The sequence below is a fragment of the Arthrobacter sp. 9E16 genome, assembly GCF_002929435.1.
Lineage (GTDB): Bacteria > Actinomycetota > Actinomycetes > Actinomycetales > Micrococcaceae > Arthrobacter_B > Arthrobacter_B sunyaminii.
This window is the reverse complement of record NZ_PJIU01000001.1, coordinates 1,359,153-1,379,850: the sequence shown is the minus strand read 5'-3', so window position 1 is coordinate 1,379,850 and position 20,698 is coordinate 1,359,153. Positions and strand designations below refer to the sequence as shown.

Genomic DNA, 20,698 nt, shown 5'->3' with positions numbered 1-20,698 from the left:
CGGAAACAACCAGTTCAACCAATTAAAATAATTGGTATCAATAAACTTGGCACACTATTGAGTTCTCAAACAACAGATGCATCCGAAATACTCGGAAAAACAAAGAATGTTTTTCTTTTCTCTTCGCTGCAGTGTTTCTTTATTCTATTTCATCCGGACGGTATTTGGCAATTCGGGGTAATTCCCGAAGACTGCTTCATTTTGTCCGGCTGACCCCGCGCAAAAGCCCCGGCTTTCCGCTCCCGGGCCGTAAGGCGCAGGATGGATCACCAGGAAGTTTTTGGTGGGGTTTGGCCGCCATGCTCGGGATGTTTTCCAACTCCCGGCCGCGGCGACTTAGAAGACTTTACACAGGTTTTGACCCACCCGCAAATCGGCCTCAAACCGTCCCCAAGCCGCCTCCGCTCCCGCCCCAAACGGATGCCGGAGCGCGTGGGAAGAGTCCGAAAGATCCGGCTGACGCCGGAGCCCTGCAGGATAGGTAGGGGACACACTATAGATAGGGACAGTGCAAGTAAGGGACACAGTGCAGGTTGGGTACACGGTGCAGCTAAGGATAAGGGGACAGGAAGTTGTCCCCGCAACGGCTTGCTGGACCGAGGAGCAATAGGAGGAGTGCCATGCCGTCGTCCCATAAGCGGGTACTGAGCATTCCGCTCGAACTCCCTGTCCTCACAACCCCCTCTCACACTGCCGGCACCCGGGTGACGCTGCGTGCTTTCACAGCCGCCGACGTCGGACTTGTCCAATCTGCGTCCCGGGATCCCCTGATTCCCCTCATTACCTCCGTTCCCTCTACCTCCGGACCCTCCGAAGCCCTGGCATTCATAGAACGCCAGCATCAGCGGTTGAACAGCGGATCCGGCTGGTCCTTCGCCATTGCCGATGCCTCCTCCGATACTGCCGTGGGCCAGATCGGCTTGTGGCCGGGGCAATCCTCCCGCCGGACCAGCAACCCGGACACCATCGGATATTGGATCGGCCCGAACCACCGGAAACAGGGCTATGCGGGTGCCGCACTGGACCTGCTGACGGAGTGGGCCCTGACGGAGGCGAACATGCGCCAAATCCACCTGTATATAGAGCCATGGAATGAGGGGTCCTGGCGTACGGCGGAACGGGCCGGCTACAGAAGGGATGCACTGCTGCCCTCCTGGCAGAAGGTGGGGACGCAGTGGAAGGACATGTACCGCTACATACGGACGCCGCTCTGACCCTCGGATCTTCCTCCTCTGCGGCTCTCCTATATTCTGCGTGTCTCCAATACAGGGCGCGTTCAGGGGCAAACAAGGGCCCCGAAGGGCAGGCAGAACCTCTTGGAACCGCCCGCCGCATAAGCACTCGAAAAATCGGGTAGACTTGTTCGCGGCCCCTCATGTGGTGTCATCCTGTGAACTCCCCCAGGACCGGAAGGTAGCAAGGGTAAGCGGGCTCTGGCAGGTGCATGGGGGGTCTTTAATTTTTTCAGGACCAACAGGTTTTCCCCGCCCCAGGTGCCGGGATGCAAACCGTCAGTGCCAACCGATAGGGTTCTATCTGTGAGTACAGCCCTTTACCGCCGCTACCGTCCCGAGAGCTTCGCGGATGTGATCGGGCAGGAGCACGTCACTGAACCGCTGATGGCGGCGCTCTCCAAAAACCGCGTTAATCACGCCTATCTCTTCTCCGGCCCCCGAGGCTGCGGCAAAACCACGTCCGCACGCATCCTTGCGCGCTGCCTGAACTGCGCCGAGGGCCCGACGCCGGTCCCCTGCGGCAAGTGCGACAGCTGCGTTGAGCTGGCCCGCAACGGCTCCGGCAGCCTCGATGTCATCGAGATTGACGCCGCCAGCCACGGCGGTGTCGACGACGCCCGCGACCTGCGCGAACGCGCCACCTTTGCCCCGGTCCGCGACCGCTACAAGATCTTCATCATTGACGAAGCCCACATGGTGACGTCCGCCGGCTTCAACGCCCTGCTGAAGATCGTCGAAGAACCGCCGGAGCACATCAAGTTCATCTTCGCCACGACGGAGCCGGACAAGGTGATCGGCACCATCCGGTCCCGCACCCACCACTATCCGTTCCGCCTGGTTCCGCCTGAACCGCTCCTGGCCTACCTGGACAAGCTCTGCCAGCAGGAAAACGTTCCGGTTGCCCCCGGCGTCCTGTCCCTGGTGATCCGTGCCGGCGGCGGATCCGTGCGCGACTCGCTTTCGGTGCTGGACCAGCTGATGGCCGGCGCCGGAGAATCCGGATTGGACTACGAGCTGGCCGTCAACCTCCTGGGCTACACGCCCATCTCGCTGCTCGACGACGTCGTAGACGCCTTCGCGGCCGGCGACGCCGCCACCGTCTTCCGCGCCGTGGACCGCGTCATCCAGACCGGCCAGGACCCCCGCCGGTTTGTCGAGGACCTGCTGGAACGCTTCCGCGACCTGATCATTGTGCACGCCATGCCGGACAGCGCCGCCGCGGTGCTGCGCGGCATGCCCGAGGACCAGATCAGCCGGATGAGCACCCAGGCAACCCAGCTAGGCGGCGCCGAGCTCTCCCGCGCCGCGGACATCACCAACACCGCGCTGACGGAAATGACCGGCGCCACGTCCCCGCGGCTGCACCTGGAGCTGCTGTGTGCACGCATCCTGCTGCCGGCCTCGGACCAGACCGAACGCGGCACCGCCGCACGTGTAGACCGCATTGAACGGCGCCTGAGCTACGCCGGGGACAGCACCGAGGCCGTGGGCCGGGCTGCAGCTGCGTCGTCGCCGGTGGAATCCATCCCGGCGGCACGCCCGACGGCGGCACCGGAGACACCCGCCGTGGTTGCGGATGCACCGGCAGCGCCGGCTGAATCCCGACCGGATGCCGTGCCGGCAGCTGCGGCCGCTTCGAGTGCTGCCGAGACTTCGGGTTCAACAGGTGCTGCGGACAGTTCTCCCCTGGACTGGGGCGGAACGTGGGCAACTGCACCGGAACCGCAGGGCGCAACAAACACGTTCCAAGGCTCCGCGGCGGCCGCCCCGTCCGGATTTGCCGGCAACGGTGCAACGCCTCCGGCCACGGCTGCCGGTCCGGCCGCTCCTGCACCTGCACCTGCAGAACGGGATCCCCGGCAGGCACCTTCCGCGGCACAGGCACCCGCAACTCCAGCCCCTGCCGCGCAGCAGACGGGTGGTGCCGGTGATGCTTCGGGCGGCCAGATCGAAATGATCCGCCGCGCGTGGCCTGAAATCATGGATGCCCTCACGGGAATCCGCCGCGCCACATGGCTCAATGTCAGCAAGAACGCCAGCCCCAAGTCCTTCGACGGGCGAATCCTGCAGCTGGCGTTCAGTAATCAGGGCGCCGCCACAAACTTCAACCGCCCGGACCATCTGGAGAACCTCCGGAAGGCGGTCAGCCAGGTCCTTGGAGTGGATTGCCAGGTCAATGTGGTGCATGACAGTTCGGCGGGTGAGTCGGGCCCAAAAGCAGGTAGCCGGTTAACCCCGGCGCCGGCTCCCGCTCAGGTCCAGGCTCCGTCCCAGCAATCCGTCGGCCATTCGGCACAGGCTCCGGCTGTGCCGTCGGCACCGGCGGTTTCCGTAAATTCCCCCGCACGCGCCGCAGCTCCGGCTGCCCAGGTCAGTTCCGATCGCCCGGCGCCACCCAGCAGCTCGGCACCGTCCGTCAGCCCAGAACAGCCCAGCGGCTCGGCACGTCCCGACGCCTCAGGACCGTCAGCGCAGCCACAGCGCGCCCACAGCTCCTCGGCCGTTGTTTCCGGTCCCGCGGCTGCCGCTGCCCTGAACCGTCGCCGCGGGCAAAGCCCCCAGCAAGGTTCCGGCCCCCAGCAGGGTTCAGGACAACCGGGTTCAGCACAGCGGTCCTCGTCCTCTTCGCGGTTCCCGGGCCGCGGCGGCCGAAGCACTGCAGTCGAACCCGGCCCGCTGCCGGATGACTGGCAGCAGGAGCCGCCGGAGGATCCGTATGCCGGCGGTCCGGAAAGCAACGCCTGGGAGCAGGCCGAGCCGCCCGTTGACGTGTACTCGTCCGGCAATCTGTCCGACAGCGAATGGGCTGCCACTAACTGGGCCGGCACAGGTTCGTCACCGGCCCGGCAAGCGGGCGGAACACAGGCAGCCCAGGGCGCCCCGTCCACGGCGGCACAAGCAGCACCGGCTCCGGCAGGATCGGCCCAGGCATCGTCGTCGTCCGCAAGCGCGCCCGTGCAGCCGCAGGCACAGCGGTCCGCCCCTCCCGCTGCGGTGCCTCCCGCCGCCGCGCCCGGGCCGGGCAACGACGGGCGGCCGCTGAGCCGGTATCAAAAACTGCTCAATGAAGCTGCCGCGCGCAGCGGTTCGGCAAACCCCTCCGCCGGGCGCAGCACAGTAAACTTGGTGGAAGACATCCCCAGCGCGGATGACATCCGGCTTGAAGATTCCGGGCTGGTGGGCAGGAAAGCCATCGAGCGAATCTTGGGCGGCCGATTGATCGAAGAACGCAGCGTCGACGGCCGGTAACCCGCCGTTTCCGCGGTCCGACTGACAATGCACTCCCGTCGGCTTGCCGGCGGGATCGTCCGGTAACGGCAGCACCAACGCAGCCCCAACGGCGGCGCACCAATCCAGCAGAGAAGGTCACGTGTACGAAGGCGCAGTTCAGGAACTGATTGATGAGCTGGGACGGCTTCCGGGGATTGGCCCCAAGTCCGCCCAGCGCATTGCCTTCCACATTCTGGAAGCGGATCCGGAGGACATGCGGAAACTGGCGTCCTCCATCGTCACGGTCAAGGACAAGGTGAAGTTCTGCAGCATCTGCGGCAACGTCACCGAGCAGGAAACGTGTGCCATCTGCCGCGACAGCCGCCGGGACCCGACCATGATCTGCGTGGTTGAAGAGTCCAAGGACGTCATTGCGGTGGAACGCACCCGGTCCTTCCGCGGCCGGTACCACGTGCTGGGCGGTGCCATTAATCCCATTGCCGGGATCGGACCGGACCAGCTTCGCATCCGTGAGCTCCTCAGCCGGCTCTCGGACGAGCAGATCTCCGAAATCATCATCGCCACGGACCCCAACCTCGAAGGCGAAGCGACGGCCACCTACCTGTCCCGCATGCTCAAGACGCTGGGCATTAACGTCACGCGGCTGGCGTCCGGCCTGCCGGTGGGCGGGGACCTGGAATACGCCGACGAAATTACGCTGGGCCGGGCCTTCGAGGGCCGGCGCAGCATGTCCTAGCCGGTTCTCCGGGTCCCGCCTGCACCTCGGGGGCATCCGGGCAGAGCACCGGGCCTGCCCGAACGTGACATTAAGTGCATATGTCCCCTCTATTTCGGCGCGTTCAGGCCGCAACGCTAGACTTTTGATGATTGGCCACAGTATCCGTGGCCCGGCTTCCCTGGACTGCCGGGGATGACATCAGATGCACCGCGCCGAGGACGTCGCCGGGCAGCAAACCGGAAGTGATTCAGAGAGCGTGTACGCATGAGCCTGATAGTTCAGAAATTCGGCGGTTCCTCCGTGTCGGACGCCGAAGGCATCAAGCGCGTTGCCCAGCGGGTTGTGGACACTCACGCCGCCGGCAACGAGGTGGTGGTGGTGGTTTCCGCCATGGGTGACAGCACCGATGAACTGCTGGATTTGGCCGCGCAGATTACCTCCGGCGGAAACGCCCGCGAGATGGACATGCTGCTGAGCGCCGGTGAACGTATTTCCATGGCGCTGCTGGCCATGGCCATCAACGAACGCGGCGGATCCGCCCAGTCCTTCACCGGCAGCCAGGCCGGCATGATCACCGATGCCATCCACGGCAAGGCCCGCATCATTGATGTTTCGCCGCACCGGATCAAGACGGCCATCGAGAAGGGCGACGTCGCCATTGTCGCCGGGTTCCAGGGCATGAGCCGGGACAGCCACGACATCACCACGCTGGGCCGCGGCGGTTCGGACACCACCGCCGTCGCGCTGGCCGCCGCGCTGGGCGCTGACGTCTGCGAAATCTACACCGACGTGGACGGCATTTACACCGCGGATCCCCGCGTGGCACCCACCGCTCAGAAGATTGACACCATCTCCAGCGAAGAAATGCTGGAAATGGCGGCGTCCGGAGCCAAAATCCTGCACCTGCGCTGCGTGGAGTACGCCCGCCGCTTCGGCGTTCCGCTGCATGTGCGCTCCTCCTTCAGCCAGCACGAGGGAACCTGGGTCCTGCCCAGCCCCGATGACAAGATCAAGATTCAAGAGGGAGAACCCTTGGAACAGCCCATCATTTCCGGCGTCGCACATGACCGCTCCGAAGCCAAGCTCACCGTGGTGGGCGTGCCGGACATCCCCGGCAAGGCGGCAGAGATCTTCGGCATCGTGGCCGGTGCCAACACGAACATCGACATGATCGTGCAGAACGTCTCCACCCAGGGCTCGGGAAAGACGGATATCTCCTTCACCCTGCCGATCGTTGACGGCCAGGCCGCCATGTCAGCCCTGAACGCAGCCAAGGCGGAGGTGGGCTTCGACAGCATCGACTACAACGAGCAGATCGGCAAGCTGTCCCTGATCGGCGCCGGCATGCGCTCCAACCCGGGCGTCTCGCACAAGTTCTTCGAAGCACTGCATCTGGCCGGGGTGAACATCGACATGATCTCCACGTCGGAAATCCGCATCTCGGTTGTCACTGACGCCGCGCTTCTGAACACGGCTGTCCGCGCCGTCCATGCCGCATTCGGACTCGACGGCGAAGCCGAGGCCACCGTGTACGGCGGCACCGGCCGCTAGAACGGCTGTTTAGGCGTCCGGGGGCAGCGGCGGACGAAGCGAATAGTTCCGGTAGGACAGGGGCAGTCCCGGCGGCTCAGGTTCCGCCGGGTCGGTAACCCGGACGGCGTAGTGCCTGCCGTCTGCATCCGTTTCCACCCGGATGGACCGTAGCTGGTCGTCGATCTCATTTTCCAGATCGTCGTGCAGATGCCGTACGGGTTCGGTTACGCGATCGCGTTCAGCATCTCCGTAGAAGACGGAGACCAGGCGGGCCACCCGACCCGCCATCCCGGTGCCGTGGGCGAAGGGTGCAGGCCGGGGAGGGATTTCAGCGCTCATGGAAAGTTCCTTGTGCGGTTGAGGCCGGAAGTCCGTCCAGACGCAGGTGGCCTGGGTTCCGGGTTAATCAACCGTACGCGCTCACCGCGGTGGTACGGGTCGAATACGCAAACGTCGGTATCGGGTTTTCTCGGAGTTGCTACTCAGGCTTGCGGGAAACGATGTAACTGCTGCCGTCGGCGCGCGTAACCGTTTCCCAAAGAGCCTTTTCCTGGGCCTGCTGTTCCTTGAGCAGCTGCTGGTTTTCATCCGTCATGGGATGGTCCAGGGCACTGGTCTGGGCAGGACCGAAAATAAACCGGACCTTGCCGGTTGTCCGCATGAATTTTGAGGTAAAGCTCTCTTTGTCAGCCATGTCCTGCACCTTTCGCAACTTCCTTGCCTGCAGCCCATAGTACGCTAATCATTAGTGCACTAATGATTTCAAGAAGGGATGAGGACATGAGCCGGGTTGATGAGGACCTCCTGCTGGAACATCAGCTGTGCTTTGCCCTGTCCGTGGCCTCCCGAAGCGTTGTCGGCGCCTACAAACCCGTGCTGGAAAAACTCGGTCTCACCCATCCGCAGTATCTGGTCATGCTTGCCCTCTGGGAGCAGAGCCCGCGAAGCGTCCGCAGCCTCGGTGCGGCCCTGGCCATGGAGCCGGCCACCTTGTCCCCGATGCTCAAGCGGCTGGAGGCGGCCGGGCTCCTCACGCGCAACCGTGCACCGGAAGATGACCGGTCCCTGGCCGTGGAGCTGACGGAAGCCGGACGTTCCCTTCGGGGGATGGCTGCTGAGGTCCCGGGCACCATGCTGGAACGGTTGAATCTGACCCGGGACCAGGTGCAGGAACTGAATGACGCCATGCGGCGTCTGATTGAGTCCGCACAGTTGGCAGTGGCAGCGGATCAGAACTGATTCGGTCCCCGGGGGCCGCAGCAACAGCACCGGGCCCCACAACGGGGAGCGGGAGCGGGATAATGATTGCGTGACTTCTTCCGCTTTCTCCGCCGTCCTCCGAGAGGATCAGTGGCTGCCGCTGGTTCAGCAGCACCGGGAGCGCGTGCAGCCTTTCGTGGAGGGATTCCTGTCCCGCCGGTCGGCGGGGCAAAAGCACCCCGTGGAAGATTTCCTCTTTACCTACTACTCCCAGAAGCCCGGACAGCTGCTGCGCTGGCATCCGGGGGCCGGCGTCGTCCTGGCCGGGACGGCGGCCGGCGAGCGCAAAGACTGGAAGTTTTACCGCCCCCTCAGCGAGCCGGAACTTGCAGCGGCGGGACTCGGCGCCGGCACGACGGCGGTGACCGTGGACCTGCCCGCCTTTGCGGCGGCGCGGGGAGACGCCACTGCCTTCACGGCCAGGCTGCTTGCCCGCACTGCCGCACGGAAGGCAACACTGGGCTGCTTCGGCATGCATGAGTGGGCGATGGCCTACAAGTCGGACACCAACGGCATCAGGCATGAATACCTGCAGCTCCGCCTGGGTGCGCAGGGAACTGACGAGCTCGTGGAGCGCAGCAAGATCCGGTGCACCCACTTCGATGCATTCCGTTTCTACGCACCGCAGGCGGTGCCCCTGAATGAACTCCGGCCCACCCGCGAAAACCAGGTTGACCTGGAGCAGCCCGGCTGCCTGCACGCCAACATGGACCTCTACAAGTGGGCCTACAAGCTGGTGCCGCTGCTGCCGAGCGAACTGGTCATGGACTGCTTTGAACTGTCCTGGCGCATTCGGACCATGGACATGCAGGCCTCCCCCTACGACTTGCAGGATTGGGGCTACTCTCCAATCCGCGTGGAAACCCCGGGCGGCCGGAGTGAATATGCTGCCGCCCAGCGACAGTTCAGTGAAGAATCACAACTGCTGCGGGCCCGCATCCTTGGCCTGCTGGAACCCCTTCAGGAGCAGCTATGGAGCCACAACCCACCGGCAGGATCACCCGCACCGGACCGGAATCCTACGACCTGACTTTTTCCCGGTTGTTTTCGGAACCGCCGGACGCCGTCTGGTCCAGCTTCACGGATTCCGCCCAAACAGCCTCCTGGTTTGGACGCTGGCAGGGCACCCCCGCCCGGGGATCATGGCTGGATCTTCAGATGCTCTATGAGGATGGACTGCCGTGGAGCCGGCTGCAGGTTTCCGAATGCACCGCCCCTGAACTGCTTCGCCTGCTGGTGGAGGACGAGTACGGCAGCTGGGACCTGGAGATCCGTTTCCAGGGCCGCTCCGGCGGAACCCGGTTGGATTTCATTCATCATCTGGACGATCCGCTGGCTGCGGAAGGCGTGGGGCCCGGCTGGGAATACTATCTGGACCGGCTGGCGGCTGTCCGCGGAGGCGCCACGGTTCCGGAGTTCGGCGACTATTACCCCGGCCAGGGACCGTATTTCCTGGCTCAGGCGCGTGCTGCAGCGGATGCGGACGAAACCGGCGGAATTGGCTAGGCTGGGGCCACCCTACCCGGAGGTCTCGCCCATGTTCCGTTCCCTTCGAGGACTGCTGGTCCTTGGTGTTGCCGCCCTTGCCCTGTCGGCGTGCGGCGACTCCGCCGGCGCACCGTCAGCCGACTCCTCGTCTGCCGCTCCCTCTGCTTCCTCTTCTGCTTCTTCCTCTTCATCCCCCTCAGCATCCCCGTCAGCCGGCGGAACTCCGGCACCGGATGCATCATCCGCCGGGACCTCGCTTACCGTGGAGTACCGGCAAGACGGTGAGACCACCAGCGCAACCTGGACGTTGCAGTGCGACGGCGCCACCCCCGTGGGCAGCTCCGACGCACCGGATCCGGCAGCGGCCTGCGCAGGACTGGCGGACCAGGGAAGCGCGCTGTTTGCTGCCCCGGACGCGAATCTGATGTGCACGCAGATCATCAAGGGCCAGCAGCGCGCCCATGTCACCGGCACTGTGAACGGCGAAGCCGTGGACCGCACCTTTTCGCTGCGGGACGGCTGTGAAATCGGCCGGTGGGAGAGCCTTACCGCCCTGCTCGGCCCGGCGGAGGGAAACCTGTAGCGGCCGGTCCGAGCATTTGGTTAGCCAGCTACTGTCTTGTTCCGCTCCTGCTTGCGGCGGACGTAGACCTGCTTGCGCACCCGCGCCACCACACCGCCGTCGGCATCCACCACGTCCACGGAGAACCACTCCAGGACCTTGTCCCCGCCGGCAGCCAGCTTCCTCAGGCGCTCCACGTCGGCCGGAGCCAGGACAAAGCGGGCCGTGACCTCGCCGCGGCCGGGCTTGATGAAATCGATTTCCGCCGCCCGGTCCCACACCACGTGGTCCGCGCCCAGATGACGCAGCAGAAGCATCATCCAAAAGGGATCCGTCATGGCAAAAAGCGACCCGCCAAAATGCACCCCCGCTACATTGCGGTTCCACCAGTGCAACCGCAGCCGCACCTCTGCGGACAGCGAATCAGCGCCCAGATGCGTGATGTGAATGCCGGAAAAAACAAAGGGCGGCCAAAGATTGATGAACCGGCGCATCACGGCCGGCTTCACGGTTAGAGCTTTCACGCACCCACTCTAGCGGCCGTGACGCAGCTCATCTTCCATCCGCCTGCCTTCGAAGACTTGTTCCCTACCCCTTCACTACGTAAAATCATTAAGCATGCTTAGTATCCGATCCGGCCGGAGGTCTTCCGCCCGGACCATATCTGGAGGCACAAATGTCAACGCAGGCACGACCCGAAGGCGAAGCAGACCCTGCGCCTGAACCCTACGTTCCCTGGTGTACCCGGTGCGGAACGGATGACTACCTCATTATTGAATCCGTGGAACCGGCCGTTGGCGATGATGCAGCGGAGTTCCTGGAAATCAGCTACACCTGCTCGGAATGCGACAGCTTTTATGGCCATCCGGTGCGGCACTCGTCCGTGCGTGCACGGCAACTGAAGTCGGACAGCACCACCGCACAGTATCTGCACTGCGGAGAGCCGATGCAGCCCAAGGACAGCGCCATAGCGTCCATTTTTGAACCCGTCTTCACCGACCCGGACGGCACTCCCGTTCCCGAGGTCCAGCTGGACACCACAGTGCTGCGGTGCCGCTGCGGGTTCCAGATCAGCGTGCCGGCCTGACCGGGCCAGGCGGGATCTGCACGCAACGTAACAAGCTGCGTGCAGATCCCGCCGCCAGTGCGTAGTGTGTCTGCCACACCCCTAGGAGACTCATGCGCATCCACAAGACCCTCGCAGCACTCGCACTGGCCACCGGGACCCTGACGCTTGCTGCCTGCGGGTCAGGCGGGACTGATGACGCCGCCACCGCTCCCACCGGACTTGAGGCCATTCAGGAAGCCGGCACCATAGTGGTTGGCACGGAAGGCACCTACCGTCCGTTCAGCTTCCACACTGACGGTTCGGGTGACCTGACCGGATATGACATCGAAGTCACCGAGGCCGTAGCGGACAAACTCGGCCTTGACGTGAAGTTCGAAGAAACGCAGTGGGACGCCATCTTTGCCGGGCTGGAGGCCAACCGTTTTGCCATGATCGCCAATCAGGTGTCCATCAACCCCCAGCGCGAGGAATCATACGAGTTCTCCGAGCCCTACACCGTGAGCCCGGGGGTCATTGTGGTACCCGCCGGTGAATCGTCCATCAGCTCCTTTGCGGATCTGAAGGACAAGACCACCGCGCAGTCCCTCACCAGCAACTGGTACACACTGGCGCAGGAAAACGGGGCAAAAGTCGAAGCCGTGGAGGGCTGGGCCCAGGCAGTGGCACTGCTGGAGCAGGGACGCGTTGACGCGACGGTCAATGACAAGCTCACGTACCTGGACTACATGCAGCAGACCCCTGACGCCCCGCTGGAGGTCGCCGCCGAAACCGATGATCCCGCGCTTTCGGCCTTCGCCTTCGCGAAGGGCAACACTGAACTGCGCGACGCCGTGAACGAAGCACTGTCCGAACTGCGTGCTGACGGAACGCTCGCCGAGATCTCGGAGAAGTACTTCGGCGAGAACGTCTCCGAGTAGGTCCGTCCGTGGATGAGTCGACCTGGGACCTTGTCCTGCGCTCCTTCCTGCCCCTTGTGGAAGGAGCGGTGAAGGGCACCATCCCGCTGGCCCTGGTCTCGTTTGTCCTGGGTCTGGCCATTGCGCTCGGCATCGCCCTGATGCGCCTGTCGAAGGTGCGGATCCTCTCCGGCATTGCCCGCGCCTACGTGTCGGTTGTCCGGGGCACGCCGCTGCTGGTCCAGCTCTTTGTCATCTTTTACGGGCTGCCTTCCATCGGAGTGCTGGTTCCCCCGTGGCCCAGCGCCGTCATCGCGTTCTCCCTCAACGTGGGCGGTTATGCGGCCGAAGTCATCAGGGCCGCCATCCTCTCCGTCCCGCGCGGCCAGTGGGAAGCGGCGTACACCATTCGGATGCCCCCCCACGCAGACCCTCATCCGCGTGATCCTCCCCCAGGCGGCACGGGTATCGGTGCCGCCGCTCTCGAACACCTTCATCAGCTTGGTCAAGGACACTTCCCTCGCCTCGCTGATCCTCGTCACCGAGCTCTTCCGGCAGGCACAGGAAATAGCGGCCTTCAGCCGGGAGTTTATGGCCCTCTACATTGAGGCCGCCTTCATCTATTGGATGATCTGCCTCGTCCTGTCCACGGGACAATCAGCCCTTGAAAGGAGGCTGGACCGCCATGTCGCCAAATGAGAACCCGGCCGGGTCCGACGTCCTTACCGTCCGCGGCCTCCACAAACGCTTCGGCCCGGTGGAAGTGCTCAAGGGAATTGACCTGGACATCCGCCGCGGCCAAGTGGTTGCACTGATTGGTCCCAGCGGATCAGGCAAAACCACCGTCCTGCGCTGCCTCAACGGCCTGGAGGCACCTGACTCGGGGACGGTGCAGTTTGCCGAAGGGGCCGCGGTGGACTTCGGCAGCAAACCTCCGCGCCGCACGGTGTCGGGATTGCGGGAACACAGCGCCATGGTTTTCCAGCACTACAACCTGTTTCCCCACCGGACGGTGCTGGAAAACGTGATGGAGGGGCCGGTTCGGGTGCAGCGGCGCCCCCGGGAGGAAGCCTCCACAGACGCGCTGGCCCTGCTGGAACGCGTTGGGCTTGCCGACAAGAGCGACTCTTATCCCTATCAGCTCTCCGGCGGCCAGCAGCAGCGGGTGGGCATAGCCCGGGCACTCGCCCTCAAGCCGCGCCTGCTGCTTTTCGACGAGCCCACCTCCGCACTGGATCCGGAACTCGTGGGTGAGGTCCTGGAGGCCATCCGTGAACTCGCAGCCGAGGGCTGGACGATGCTCCTTGTCACGCACGAGCTTCGCTTCGCACGGGATGTGGCGGACCGCGTCATCTTCATGGACGGAGGTGTCGTAGTCGAGGAGGGGCCACCCTCGGAGGTTCTTGCGGCCCCGAAACAGGAGCGCACCCGCCAATTCGTGCAGCGGCTGCTGGACCACTAGCGGCCCGCCGGAGGGGCCGTTCCGGACCCCTGAAAGACACGAAAGGACGGGCGCGGAAAACGCCGCTAGACTGGACAGTGCAAGCTCGCGGAGCGCTGAATCAGCGTGAGACGGCAGGGTCCGCGGCCACCCATTTTCTCTCACAGGAGTTGCCCGGATGCCCCGGATCGTTGTTGACGTTATGCCCAAACCCGAAATCCTCGATCCGCAGGGCAAGGCCATCGCCGGCGCCCTCCCGCGCCTGGGCCTGACCGGATTTACCGGCGTCCGCCAGGGCAAGCGCTTCGAGCTGACCGTGGACGGCGACGTGACTGAAGAAGTCCTCGAGCAGGCACGCACGGCAGCCGCCACGCTGCTGTCCAACCCCGTTATTGAAGACGTCACCCGCGTTGAAGTAATCCCGGAGGCCTGATTTTGAGCACTCCCCTGATCGGCGACTTCTCAGTCGCCCCCGAAAACGATGCCCTGCGGGCCGTGCGGATTGGCATTGTCACCTTCCCCGGCACCCTGGACGACCGCGACGCCGCCCGTGCCGTAACGCTCGCCGGCGGCACCGCCGTCGGCCTCTGGCACAACGAAGCGAACCTGCAAAGCGTGGACGCCGTCATCATCCCCGGCGGTTTCTCCTACGGGGACTACCTCCGCGCCGGGGCCATCGCCCGCTTTGCGCCGCTGATGGACAAGGTGGTGGATGCATCCAAGGGCGGCATGCCCGTGCTGGGCATCTGCAACGGCTTCCAGATCCTCACCGAGGCACATCTGCTGCCCGGCTCCATGATCAAGAACAACCACCTCAAGTTCTCCTGCGCGGACCAGCTCCTGCGCGTGGAAAACAACACCACGGCCTGGACCGGTTCCTACGAGAAAAACTCCGGCATGGTCATTCCACTGAAAAACCAGGACGGCCAGTACGTCGCGGATGAAAAGACGCTGGACGAGCTCGAGGGTGAAGGCCGCGTGGTGTTCCGCTACGACGGCGCCAACCCCAACGGCTCGCGCCGGAACATTGCCGGCATCACCAACGCCGCCGGCAACGTCGTGGGACTCATGCCGCACCCCGAACATGCGGTAGAGGCCGGCTTCGGCCCGGATTCCTCCGCCTACGGCGAGGTCGGGCTGGGCTACGGCATCGACGGCCTGGGCATTTTCACCTCAGTTCTCACCTCGCTTGTTGCCGGAGGCAAATAAATGACAGTTTCCGCAGACTCCCCCGCCGGAGCGAAGAAATTCCGCATCGACACCGTCGAGCACGCCGCCGCCACCCCGGACACCGACCTCCCCTGGGCTGAACTCGGCCTGAAGGAAGACGAATACAACCGTGTTGTGGAGATCCTGGGCCGCCGCCCCACCGCGGCGGAACTGGCCATGTACTCGGTCATGTGGTCCGAGCACTGCTCCTACAAGTCCTCCAAGGTGCACCTGAAACAGTTCGGTGAGAAGGTCACCGAGAAGATGAAGAAGCACCTGCTGGTGGGCATCGGCGAGAACGCCGGCGTCGTGGACATCGGCGAGGGCTGGGCCGTGACCTTCAAGGTGGAATCCCACAACCACCCCTCCTTCGTGGAGCCCTACCAGGGTGCCGCGACCGGCGTCGGCGGCATTGTCCGCGACATCATTTCCATGGGCGCCCGCCCGGTGGCCGTGATGGATCCGCTGCGCTTCGGCGCCATTGACCACCCGGACACCGCCCGGCTGGTGCACGGCATCGTCTCCGGCATCGGCGGCTACGGCAACTCCCTGGGCCTGCCCAACATCGGCGGCGAAGTGGTCTTTGACTCCGTGTACCAGGGCAACCCGCTGGTCAACGCGCTGGCCGTGGGCGTCATGCGCCACGAGGACATCCGCCTGGCCAACGCCTCCGGTGTGGGCAACAAGGTGGTCCTGTTCGGTGCGCGCACCGGCGGCGACGGCATCGGCGGCGCGTCCGTGCTGGCCTCCGAGTCCTTCGACGCCACCAAACCGTCCAAGCGCCCCGCCGTGCAGGTGGGCGACCCGTTCGCGGAAAAGGTCCTCATCGAGTGCTGCCTGGAACTGTTCAAGGCTTCCGTGGTGGAGGGCATCCAGGACCTGGGCGCGGCCGGCATTTCCTGCGCGACGTCGGAACTGGCGTCCAACGGCGACGGCGGCATGCACGTGGAGCTCACCAACGTGCTGCTGCGCGATCCCACCCTGACCCCGGGCGAAATCCTGATGTCAGAGTCACAGGAACGCATGATGGCCGTGGTCACGCCGGAGAACGTTGAGGCGTTCGAGGCCATCATGGACAAGTGGAACGTGGAGTACTCCTGGCTCGGCGAGGTCACCGGCACCGGCCGGCTGATCATCGACTGGGACGGCGAAACGATCGTCGACGTCGATCCCAAGACCGTGGCGCACGAGGGCCCGGTGTACCACCGCCCCTTCCACCGCCCCGAATGGCAGGACAAGGTGCAGGCCGACGCTTTTGCCGGCACCCGCCCGTTCGGCGCCGAGGCCATCAAGGCGTCCATCCTGGAGCTGATGGCTTCCCCCAACATGTGCGACAAGTCCTGGGTCACCAACCAGTTTGACCGCTACGTCCAGGGCAACACCGCACTGGCAATGCCCGACGACGCCGGCGTCATCCGCGTGGATGAGACAACCGGTTTGGGCGTGGCCATCTCCACCGACGCCAACGGCCGTTACACCTACCTCAACCCTTACGAGGGTGCGCGTCTGGCCCTGGCCGAGTCCTACCGCAACGTGGCCACCTCCGGGGCCACCCCGCTGGCGGTCACCGACTGCCTGAACTTCGGCTCCCCCGAGGATCCCGAGGTCATGTGGCAGTTCGCCGAGGCCGTCCGCGGCCTGGCCGACGGCTGCCAGGAACTGGGCATCCCGGTCACAGGCGGCAACGTCTCCCTGTACAACCAGACCGGCGGCGTTGCCATCCACCCCACCCCCGTGGTGGGTGTGCTGGGCGTGTTCGACGACGTCGCCCGCCGCACGCCGTCGGGCTGGCGCGAAGACGGTCAGGCCATCTACCTGATGGGCGTCACGAAGGACGAGCTGGACGGCTCAGAATTCGCCAACCTGCACGGCCACCTGGGCGGACAGCCGCCCGCGGTGGACCTGAAGACGGAAAAGCTGCTCGGCGAACTGCTGGTCAACGCCTCCCGCGACGGCATGATCGACGCCGCGCATGACCTCTCCGAAGGCGGTCTCGCAGCGGCCCTGTCCGAGATGGCGCTGCGCTTCGGCGTGGGTGCCCGCATTGGGCTGGACGAGGTCTGCGAACGCGACGGCGTGGACCTGTTCACGATGCTGTTCTCCGAGTCCCAGTCCCGTGCCCTGGTGTCCGTGGCCCGCAGTGAAGAGGTCCGTTTCAAGGACATGTGCTCGGCCCGCGGCTATGCGCACATGCGTATTGGCGTGGTGGACACCGAGATTGAGGCGCTGGACTTCCAGGGCCGCTTCTCGCTGCCCCTGTCCGAGTTGAAGGAAGCCCACGAGGGAACCCTGCCGAAGCATTTCGGCTAACCTCCTCTCCGTCCGCTGAGGGCGGCAGGTGCTCGTCCCGTCCGGGGCCGCCCCTGCCGCCCTCTGTCACGATGTGGGGAAGATCTCTTTCCCTGAGTGAGGGCACGGGCCGTCTGACGTGCACAATTATGCTGTGACCCTTACCCCGGAACGTTCGGCACCCTCCACGAGTGTGCTCACCGAACGGCTGCGCCTGGAGACCATGTCTCCCGCAGAGATGGATGCCCTTATTAGCCAGTCCCGGCTGCCAGACTGGGCCGAGGACTTTCCCCAGCCCACGGACCTCGACGCCGCCCGGCAGTTTTTTGAACAGGGCCTTCACACCGCTGCCCCTGCCCTGGCGACGCGGGTTATCCGCGAGCAGAAGACGGGCGAGGTGGTGGGAACCATTGGTTTCCTGATGCTGCCTGAGGCGGGCGACGCGGAGGTGAGCTACAGCGTGGTTCCTTCCCGCCGCAATCAGGGCTACGCAACTGAGTCACTGCTTGCGCTCTCCCGGGTGGCTCTGGACGAGCCCACCGTCTCCCGGGTCATTGCCCACACGGAGGAAGAGAACACCGCCTCGCAGGAACTCCTGCTCACCGCCGGTTTTATGCCGGTGGAAATCCCGGGCCTGGGACTGACGTTCGTCCTGCTCCGTGATCAGTTGCCGGACGCGAGTTTGTAGGCTGCGGCCAGGTACCGCCAGGTGATGAAGGCCTGCACTGCGCGGTTGGCGAAGTCTCCGGCAGCTATCACCTTGTTGGCAGGGCGGCTGTAGGCAGCGATGCGGAAGATGAGCTTTCCGTCGCCGTCCAGTTCGGCGTAGAAACCCTCTTCGCCCCGTTCGGGATGCCCGCGAAGGGTTCCGTAGCCGAAGCCGGCCCGCTGCCCCGGAACCGGGGTGCCGTCATCGTCCACTGCGGGCTCATCAGCCCACAAAACCCGGCAGGGAGCGTAGTAGCGCAGCGGTCCCGCGCCGATCCCGGAGGCCATTTCCACTCCCGGCGCCGCACGCGGCGTGCCCGGCGCCACCCGCAGCCCGCTTCTCCGGTGCAAATCCCAGTTCAGAATTCCGCTGGCCAGCCGCAGGTACCCGGCCGCCGGATCCGGAATGTCAAAACTCTCCCGGCGCAGCACCAGCCGGTAGCCTTCAGGCCACCGGTCGGTCAGCGGCTGCGGATAGGGCCGGCGGGTGTAGCCGCTTTCCGCATAGCTCAGATCCCGGCTCATCCACCCGCCAGCCCTTTCCAGGCCAGCGAATCGCGGTCCCGTGCCGGCAGGGAGGCCACCACCAGATCATAGGAATCCTCCACCAAATCGCGCACCAGCCCGTCTTCCAGTCCGTCATTCAGCACCACGGAATTCCAGTGGGTCTTGTTCATGTGCCAGGCACCGTTGATTTGCGGATGCGCCGCCCGCAGCTGCCGGGCCAACTCCGGCTCGCACTTCAGGCTGATCGTCAGCGGAAGACCGGCCAGCGCACACAGGGCAAACATTTTCGCCTTGCCGCCGGTTGCCTGGACCTTGAACACGGACGATTCCGGACCAAAGGGGAAGTCCTCGTAAGCGCCCGGGAAGCCCAGGCACAACCGCCTTACCTCTGCCGCGTCCATCATCCGAGCGTAGTCCGTCGCCCCAGGCCGCGCCACAGGTGACAAAATGGAAGCCAGACCAGCATCAACCCGCCACACACCGCACGTGTGCTCACCCAACGGAGGACAGTTTTGGCTCGCACAGGACATGGGGACCGGCTCGCTTCGGCCGCGGAAAAAGCGGCGGATTCACAGGGGTTTGAGCGGGCCGCACGCATGGGATACGTCGCCAGCGGAGTGCTGCACCTGCTCATCGGCGTGATCGCCCTGCAGATTGCGTCCGGCAGCGGCGGCAGCGCGGATTCCTCCGGCGCCGTCTCTGCCCTGGCCGCCCAGCCGGGCGGACTGGTCCTGCTCTGGATCTGTTTCCTGGGCTGCCTCGCCCTCGCGCTGTTTCAGGCATCGCGCGTCTGGCTGGACGGCCGCGGGCTGCAGGGCAAAGACGCCTGGAAAGTGCGAGGCTCCGCGGCCACCCAGGCCATCACCTACGGTGCCATCGGCGTATCCTTCGGCACCGTAGCCCTGGGCGGCGGCACGGACAGCGGCGAGAGTTCCGCAGGCTGGAGCGCCAAGCTGATGGCGCAGCCGGCGGGCGCCGTCCTGCTGGGCCTGGTGGGACTTGGCATCGTCGGTGTTGGCGGCTATTTCATTTTCAAGGGCGCCACCGGACGTTTCCGCAAGGATTTGACGGCGATTCCGGCGGGCATCTGGGACCGCGCCGTCACCATTACCGGCACGCTGGGCTTTGTCGCCAAGGGAGTGTCCCTGGCTATTCTGGGCCTCCTGGTGATGGTGGCCGCTTTCACGGCCGACCCGGTGAAGTCCACCGGGCTCGACGGCGCACTCCGCGCCCTGCGCGAGCAGCCCTTCGGCGTGCTGGCGCTGGGAGCCGTGGGCGCCGGAATGATCTGTTACGGGTTGTACACCGGGATCCTGCGCGCCCGGTTCGCCAAGCTGTAACGGGTCAGAGACCGAACCGGGGAGCTTCGATGACGGGACAGGTATCCATCACCACGTCCAGCCCGGCGTCGGCCGCCCGCTGCGCCGCTGCCTCGTCGATCACGCCCAGCTGGAGCCACACCGCCTTGGCGCCTGCCTCGATGGCCTGGTCCACTATGTTCCCGACACGGGAGGAATTCACGAAGCAGTCAACGACGTCGATCTGTCCGGGGATTTCGCTGAGCTGCCGGTAGCCTTTGTTGCCGTGGACATCGTCTCCCTTCAGGCTCACCGGGATGATTTCCATTCCGAGGTGGTCCTGGATGTAACGGGAGACGCCGACGGCGGTGCGGCGCGGATTGTTGGACAGGCCCACCACCGCCCAGCGGGCGCCCTTGTTGGTCAGAAGTGCTTCGACAACTGCGGGGTTATTGACGTGTGTCATCTGCCGTCCTTCGGTGGGCTCTGGATCGGGCACCAGCTTACGCCCGGCTGCGTGCCTCAGCTCAGGAAAGATTCGATGGCATCGGCCAGGGCGGTCTCCGGCACACTGGCCGTGCTGCCTTCCAGCAGCTGGAACTCCCCTTCCTCCAGGGCATCGGCGGCCCGCCGGGCCAGATCCTGCGTTTCGTTGCCGCTGGCGCTCCCTGCCAGCACCAGCACGGGCACCTGCACACCGCCGAGTCCCTCAAGTTCCGTCTGCAGCACCAGCATCTCGTCTTCACCCTCCTCCAGGGCCAGGGTCGGCTCCAGCGCGACAACCCGCGTGATGACGGCGGACTCCTCGGCGGCGCGCAGCGCCAGGAAGGCACCCGACGCGAACCCGTAGAGGTCTGCCCTTCCGCCGGCCACCTGCACCACTGCCAGCAGGTCATCAACGTCGGACTCGGCCGTGTACTCCTCCCCCACGTCGCTTTCACCCAGTCCGCGCCGGTCATACGTGTAGACGGTGTGGTTTCCGGAGAGCAGCTGCGCCAGGGCCCGGGTACTGGAACTGTTGCGGTCAGCTGTCAGCGGATCCACGATCACCAGGGGCGGACCGTCGCCCTGCCGGGACCAGGCGATGCGGGTGCCGTCGGCGGAAAGGGCCATGCCGGTGGCGCTGGGTGAGGGTTCCATAGCCGACTCCTGCTCGCTAAAGGGTTCACTGCGCGGACCCTTCAAACGTAAGGAGGCAGTCCGTCCCCGGTCAATGGCCCCGCCCGGAACCCGCCCCGCAAACCTCCGGCCGGA

24 protein-coding genes, 1 other RNA gene and 1 pseudogene are annotated in these 20,698 nt (G+C 65.0%); 19 read left to right on the top strand and 7 right to left on the bottom strand.

All coding sequences use genetic code 11. The annotated features are described in order from the left end of the window. From CXR00_RS18400 to CXR00_RS06675, 6 genes are all read left to right on the top strand, one after another. Positions 1-213 (top strand): hypothetical protein (locus tag CXR00_RS18400; protein WP_219815983.1); only part of this gene is annotated, 213 nt, incomplete at its 5' end. 407 nt (positions 214-620) lie between these two features. Then, the gene (locus tag CXR00_RS06695) at positions 621-1,214 is read left to right on the top strand and encodes a GNAT family N-acetyltransferase (RefSeq protein WP_104053649.1); all 594 of its coding nucleotides are present in this window, start codon (positions 621-623) and stop codon (positions 1,212-1,214) included. A 150-nt stretch (positions 1,215-1,364) separates the two neighbouring features. After that, an RNA gene (ffs, locus tag CXR00_RS06690) (signal recognition particle sRNA small type) lies at positions 1,365-1,460 on the top strand. Positions 1,461-1,538: 78 nt separating this feature from the next. Further along, positions 1,539-4,484 carry a DNA polymerase III subunit gamma and tau gene (locus CXR00_RS06685; RefSeq protein WP_104053648.1) on the top strand — a complete coding sequence of 982 codons (2,946 nt, stop codon included), beginning with the start codon at positions 1,539-1,541 and terminating at the stop codon, positions 4,482-4,484. Positions 4,485-4,605: 121 nt separating this feature from the next. Next, the gene (gene recR / locus CXR00_RS06680) at positions 4,606-5,202 is read left to right on the top strand and encodes a recombination mediator RecR (RefSeq protein ID WP_104053647.1); all 597 of its coding nucleotides are present in this window, start codon (positions 4,606-4,608) and stop codon (positions 5,200-5,202) included. A gap of 246 nt (positions 5,203-5,448) precedes the next feature. After that, positions 5,449-6,735 (top strand): aspartate kinase, encoded by a 1,287-nt coding sequence (locus CXR00_RS06675; RefSeq protein ID WP_104053646.1) that lies wholly within the window; start codon positions 5,449-5,451, stop codon positions 6,733-6,735. Between the two features lie 9 nt (positions 6,736-6,744). On the opposite strand, the gene CXR00_RS06670 is transcribed toward CXR00_RS06675, so the two are convergent. Next, entirely contained in the window at positions 6,745-7,056 is a 312-nt protein-coding gene (locus CXR00_RS06670; RefSeq protein ID WP_104053645.1) for a hypothetical protein, read from the bottom strand. A gap of 139 nt (positions 7,057-7,195) precedes the next feature. After that, entirely contained in the window at positions 7,196-7,411 is a 216-nt protein-coding gene (locus tag CXR00_RS06665) for a hypothetical protein (RefSeq protein WP_104053787.1), read from the bottom strand. 86 nt (positions 7,412-7,497) lie between these two features. Between CXR00_RS06665 and CXR00_RS06660 the strand changes: the two genes are divergently transcribed. The 4 genes from CXR00_RS06660 (at position 7,498) to CXR00_RS06645 (ending at position 10,048) form a co-directional block, all read left to right on the top strand. Further along, positions 7,498-7,956 (top strand): MarR family winged helix-turn-helix transcriptional regulator, encoded by a 459-nt coding sequence (locus CXR00_RS06660; protein WP_258060287.1) that lies wholly within the window; start codon positions 7,498-7,500, stop codon positions 7,954-7,956. Positions 7,957-8,026: 70 nt separating this feature from the next. Then, a complete protein-coding gene (locus CXR00_RS06655; protein ID WP_104053643.1) occupies positions 8,027-9,007 on the top strand; it encodes a 3-methyladenine DNA glycosylase in 981 nt (326 codons plus the stop codon). After that, entirely contained in the window at positions 8,950-9,483 is a 534-nt protein-coding gene (locus CXR00_RS06650; RefSeq protein WP_104053642.1) for an SRPBCC domain-containing protein, read from the top strand. Before CXR00_RS06655 ends, CXR00_RS06650 begins: the two co-directional genes overlap by 58 nt. 31 nt (positions 9,484-9,514) lie before the next feature. Beyond that, positions 9,515-10,048, top strand: coding sequence for a hypothetical protein (locus CXR00_RS06645; protein ID WP_104053641.1), 534 nt, complete (start codon positions 9,515-9,517; stop codon positions 10,046-10,048). A 20-nt stretch (positions 10,049-10,068) separates the two neighbouring features. On the opposite strand, the gene CXR00_RS06640 is transcribed toward CXR00_RS06645, so the two are convergent. Further along, entirely contained in the window at positions 10,069-10,551 is a 483-nt protein-coding gene (locus CXR00_RS06640; RefSeq protein WP_237688641.1) for a DUF4442 domain-containing protein, read from the bottom strand. A 152-nt stretch (positions 10,552-10,703) separates the two neighbouring features. Between CXR00_RS06640 and CXR00_RS06635 the strand changes: the two genes are divergently transcribed. The 8 genes and pseudogenes from CXR00_RS06635 (at position 10,704) to CXR00_RS06600 (ending at position 17,619) form a co-directional block, all read left to right on the top strand. After that, the gene (locus CXR00_RS06635; RefSeq protein ID WP_237685525.1) at positions 10,704-11,114 is read left to right on the top strand and encodes a hypothetical protein; all 411 of its coding nucleotides are present in this window, start codon (positions 10,704-10,706) and stop codon (positions 11,112-11,114) included. Positions 11,115-11,206: 92 nt separating this feature from the next. After that, entirely contained in the window at positions 11,207-12,013 is an 807-nt protein-coding gene (locus tag CXR00_RS06630; RefSeq protein WP_104053639.1) for an amino acid ABC transporter substrate-binding protein, read from the top strand. 8 nt (positions 12,014-12,021) lie between these two features. Beyond that, positions 12,022-12,691 (top strand): annotated as a pseudogene (locus CXR00_RS06625) (amino acid ABC transporter permease). Then, positions 12,678-13,454 carry an amino acid ABC transporter ATP-binding protein gene (locus CXR00_RS06620; RefSeq protein WP_104053638.1) on the top strand — a complete coding sequence of 259 codons (777 nt, stop codon included), beginning with the start codon at positions 12,678-12,680 and terminating at the stop codon, positions 13,452-13,454. The pseudogene CXR00_RS06625 and the gene CXR00_RS06620 overlap by 14 nt, the downstream one beginning before the upstream one ends. Positions 13,455-13,611: 157 nt before the next feature. After that, positions 13,612-13,866 (top strand): phosphoribosylformylglycinamidine synthase subunit PurS, encoded by a 255-nt coding sequence (gene purS / locus CXR00_RS06615; protein ID WP_104053637.1) that lies wholly within the window; start codon positions 13,612-13,614, stop codon positions 13,864-13,866. Between the two features lie 14 nt (positions 13,867-13,880). Continuing rightward, positions 13,881-14,642, top strand: a complete 762-nt coding sequence (purQ, locus tag CXR00_RS06610; RefSeq protein ID WP_258060304.1) for a phosphoribosylformylglycinamidine synthase subunit PurQ — start codon at positions 13,881-13,883, stop codon at positions 14,640-14,642. Further along, positions 14,643-16,952, top strand: a complete 2,310-nt coding sequence (purL, locus tag CXR00_RS06605) for a phosphoribosylformylglycinamidine synthase subunit PurL (RefSeq protein ID WP_104053635.1) — start codon at positions 14,643-14,645, stop codon at positions 16,950-16,952. 133 nt (positions 16,953-17,085) lie between these two features. Further along, positions 17,086-17,619 (top strand): GNAT family N-acetyltransferase, encoded by a 534-nt coding sequence (locus tag CXR00_RS06600; protein ID WP_207348604.1) that lies wholly within the window; start codon positions 17,086-17,088, stop codon positions 17,617-17,619. On the opposite strand, the gene CXR00_RS06595 is transcribed toward CXR00_RS06600, so the two are convergent. Then, complete coding sequence (locus CXR00_RS06595; protein ID WP_104053634.1) at positions 17,595-18,164, bottom strand: DUF1990 family protein; 570 nt, start codon at positions 18,162-18,164, stop codon at positions 17,595-17,597. The two genes, CXR00_RS06600 and CXR00_RS06595, sit on opposite strands and share 25 nt — an antisense overlap. Continuing rightward, complete coding sequence (locus CXR00_RS06590; protein WP_104053784.1) at positions 18,161-18,547, bottom strand: MmcQ/YjbR family DNA-binding protein; 387 nt, start codon at positions 18,545-18,547, stop codon at positions 18,161-18,163. The genes CXR00_RS06595 and CXR00_RS06590 overlap by 4 nt, the downstream gene beginning before the upstream one ends. Positions 18,548-18,658: 111 nt before the next feature. On the opposite strand from CXR00_RS06590, the gene CXR00_RS06585 reads away from it, so the two are divergent. Next, positions 18,659-19,486 (top strand): DUF1206 domain-containing protein, encoded by an 828-nt coding sequence (locus tag CXR00_RS06585; RefSeq protein ID WP_258060286.1) that lies wholly within the window; start codon positions 18,659-18,661, stop codon positions 19,484-19,486. Between the two features lie 4 nt (positions 19,487-19,490). Here the strand turns inward: CXR00_RS06585 and CXR00_RS06580 are convergent, their stop codons facing one another. Beyond that, entirely contained in the window at positions 19,491-19,910 is a 420-nt protein-coding gene (locus CXR00_RS06580; RefSeq protein WP_104053633.1) for a CoA-binding protein, read from the bottom strand. 56 nt (positions 19,911-19,966) lie between these two features. Further along, positions 19,967-20,584, bottom strand: coding sequence for an alpha/beta fold hydrolase (locus CXR00_RS06575; protein ID WP_104053632.1), 618 nt, complete (start codon positions 20,582-20,584; stop codon positions 19,967-19,969). Between the last annotated feature and the right edge of the window lie 114 nt (positions 20,585-20,698).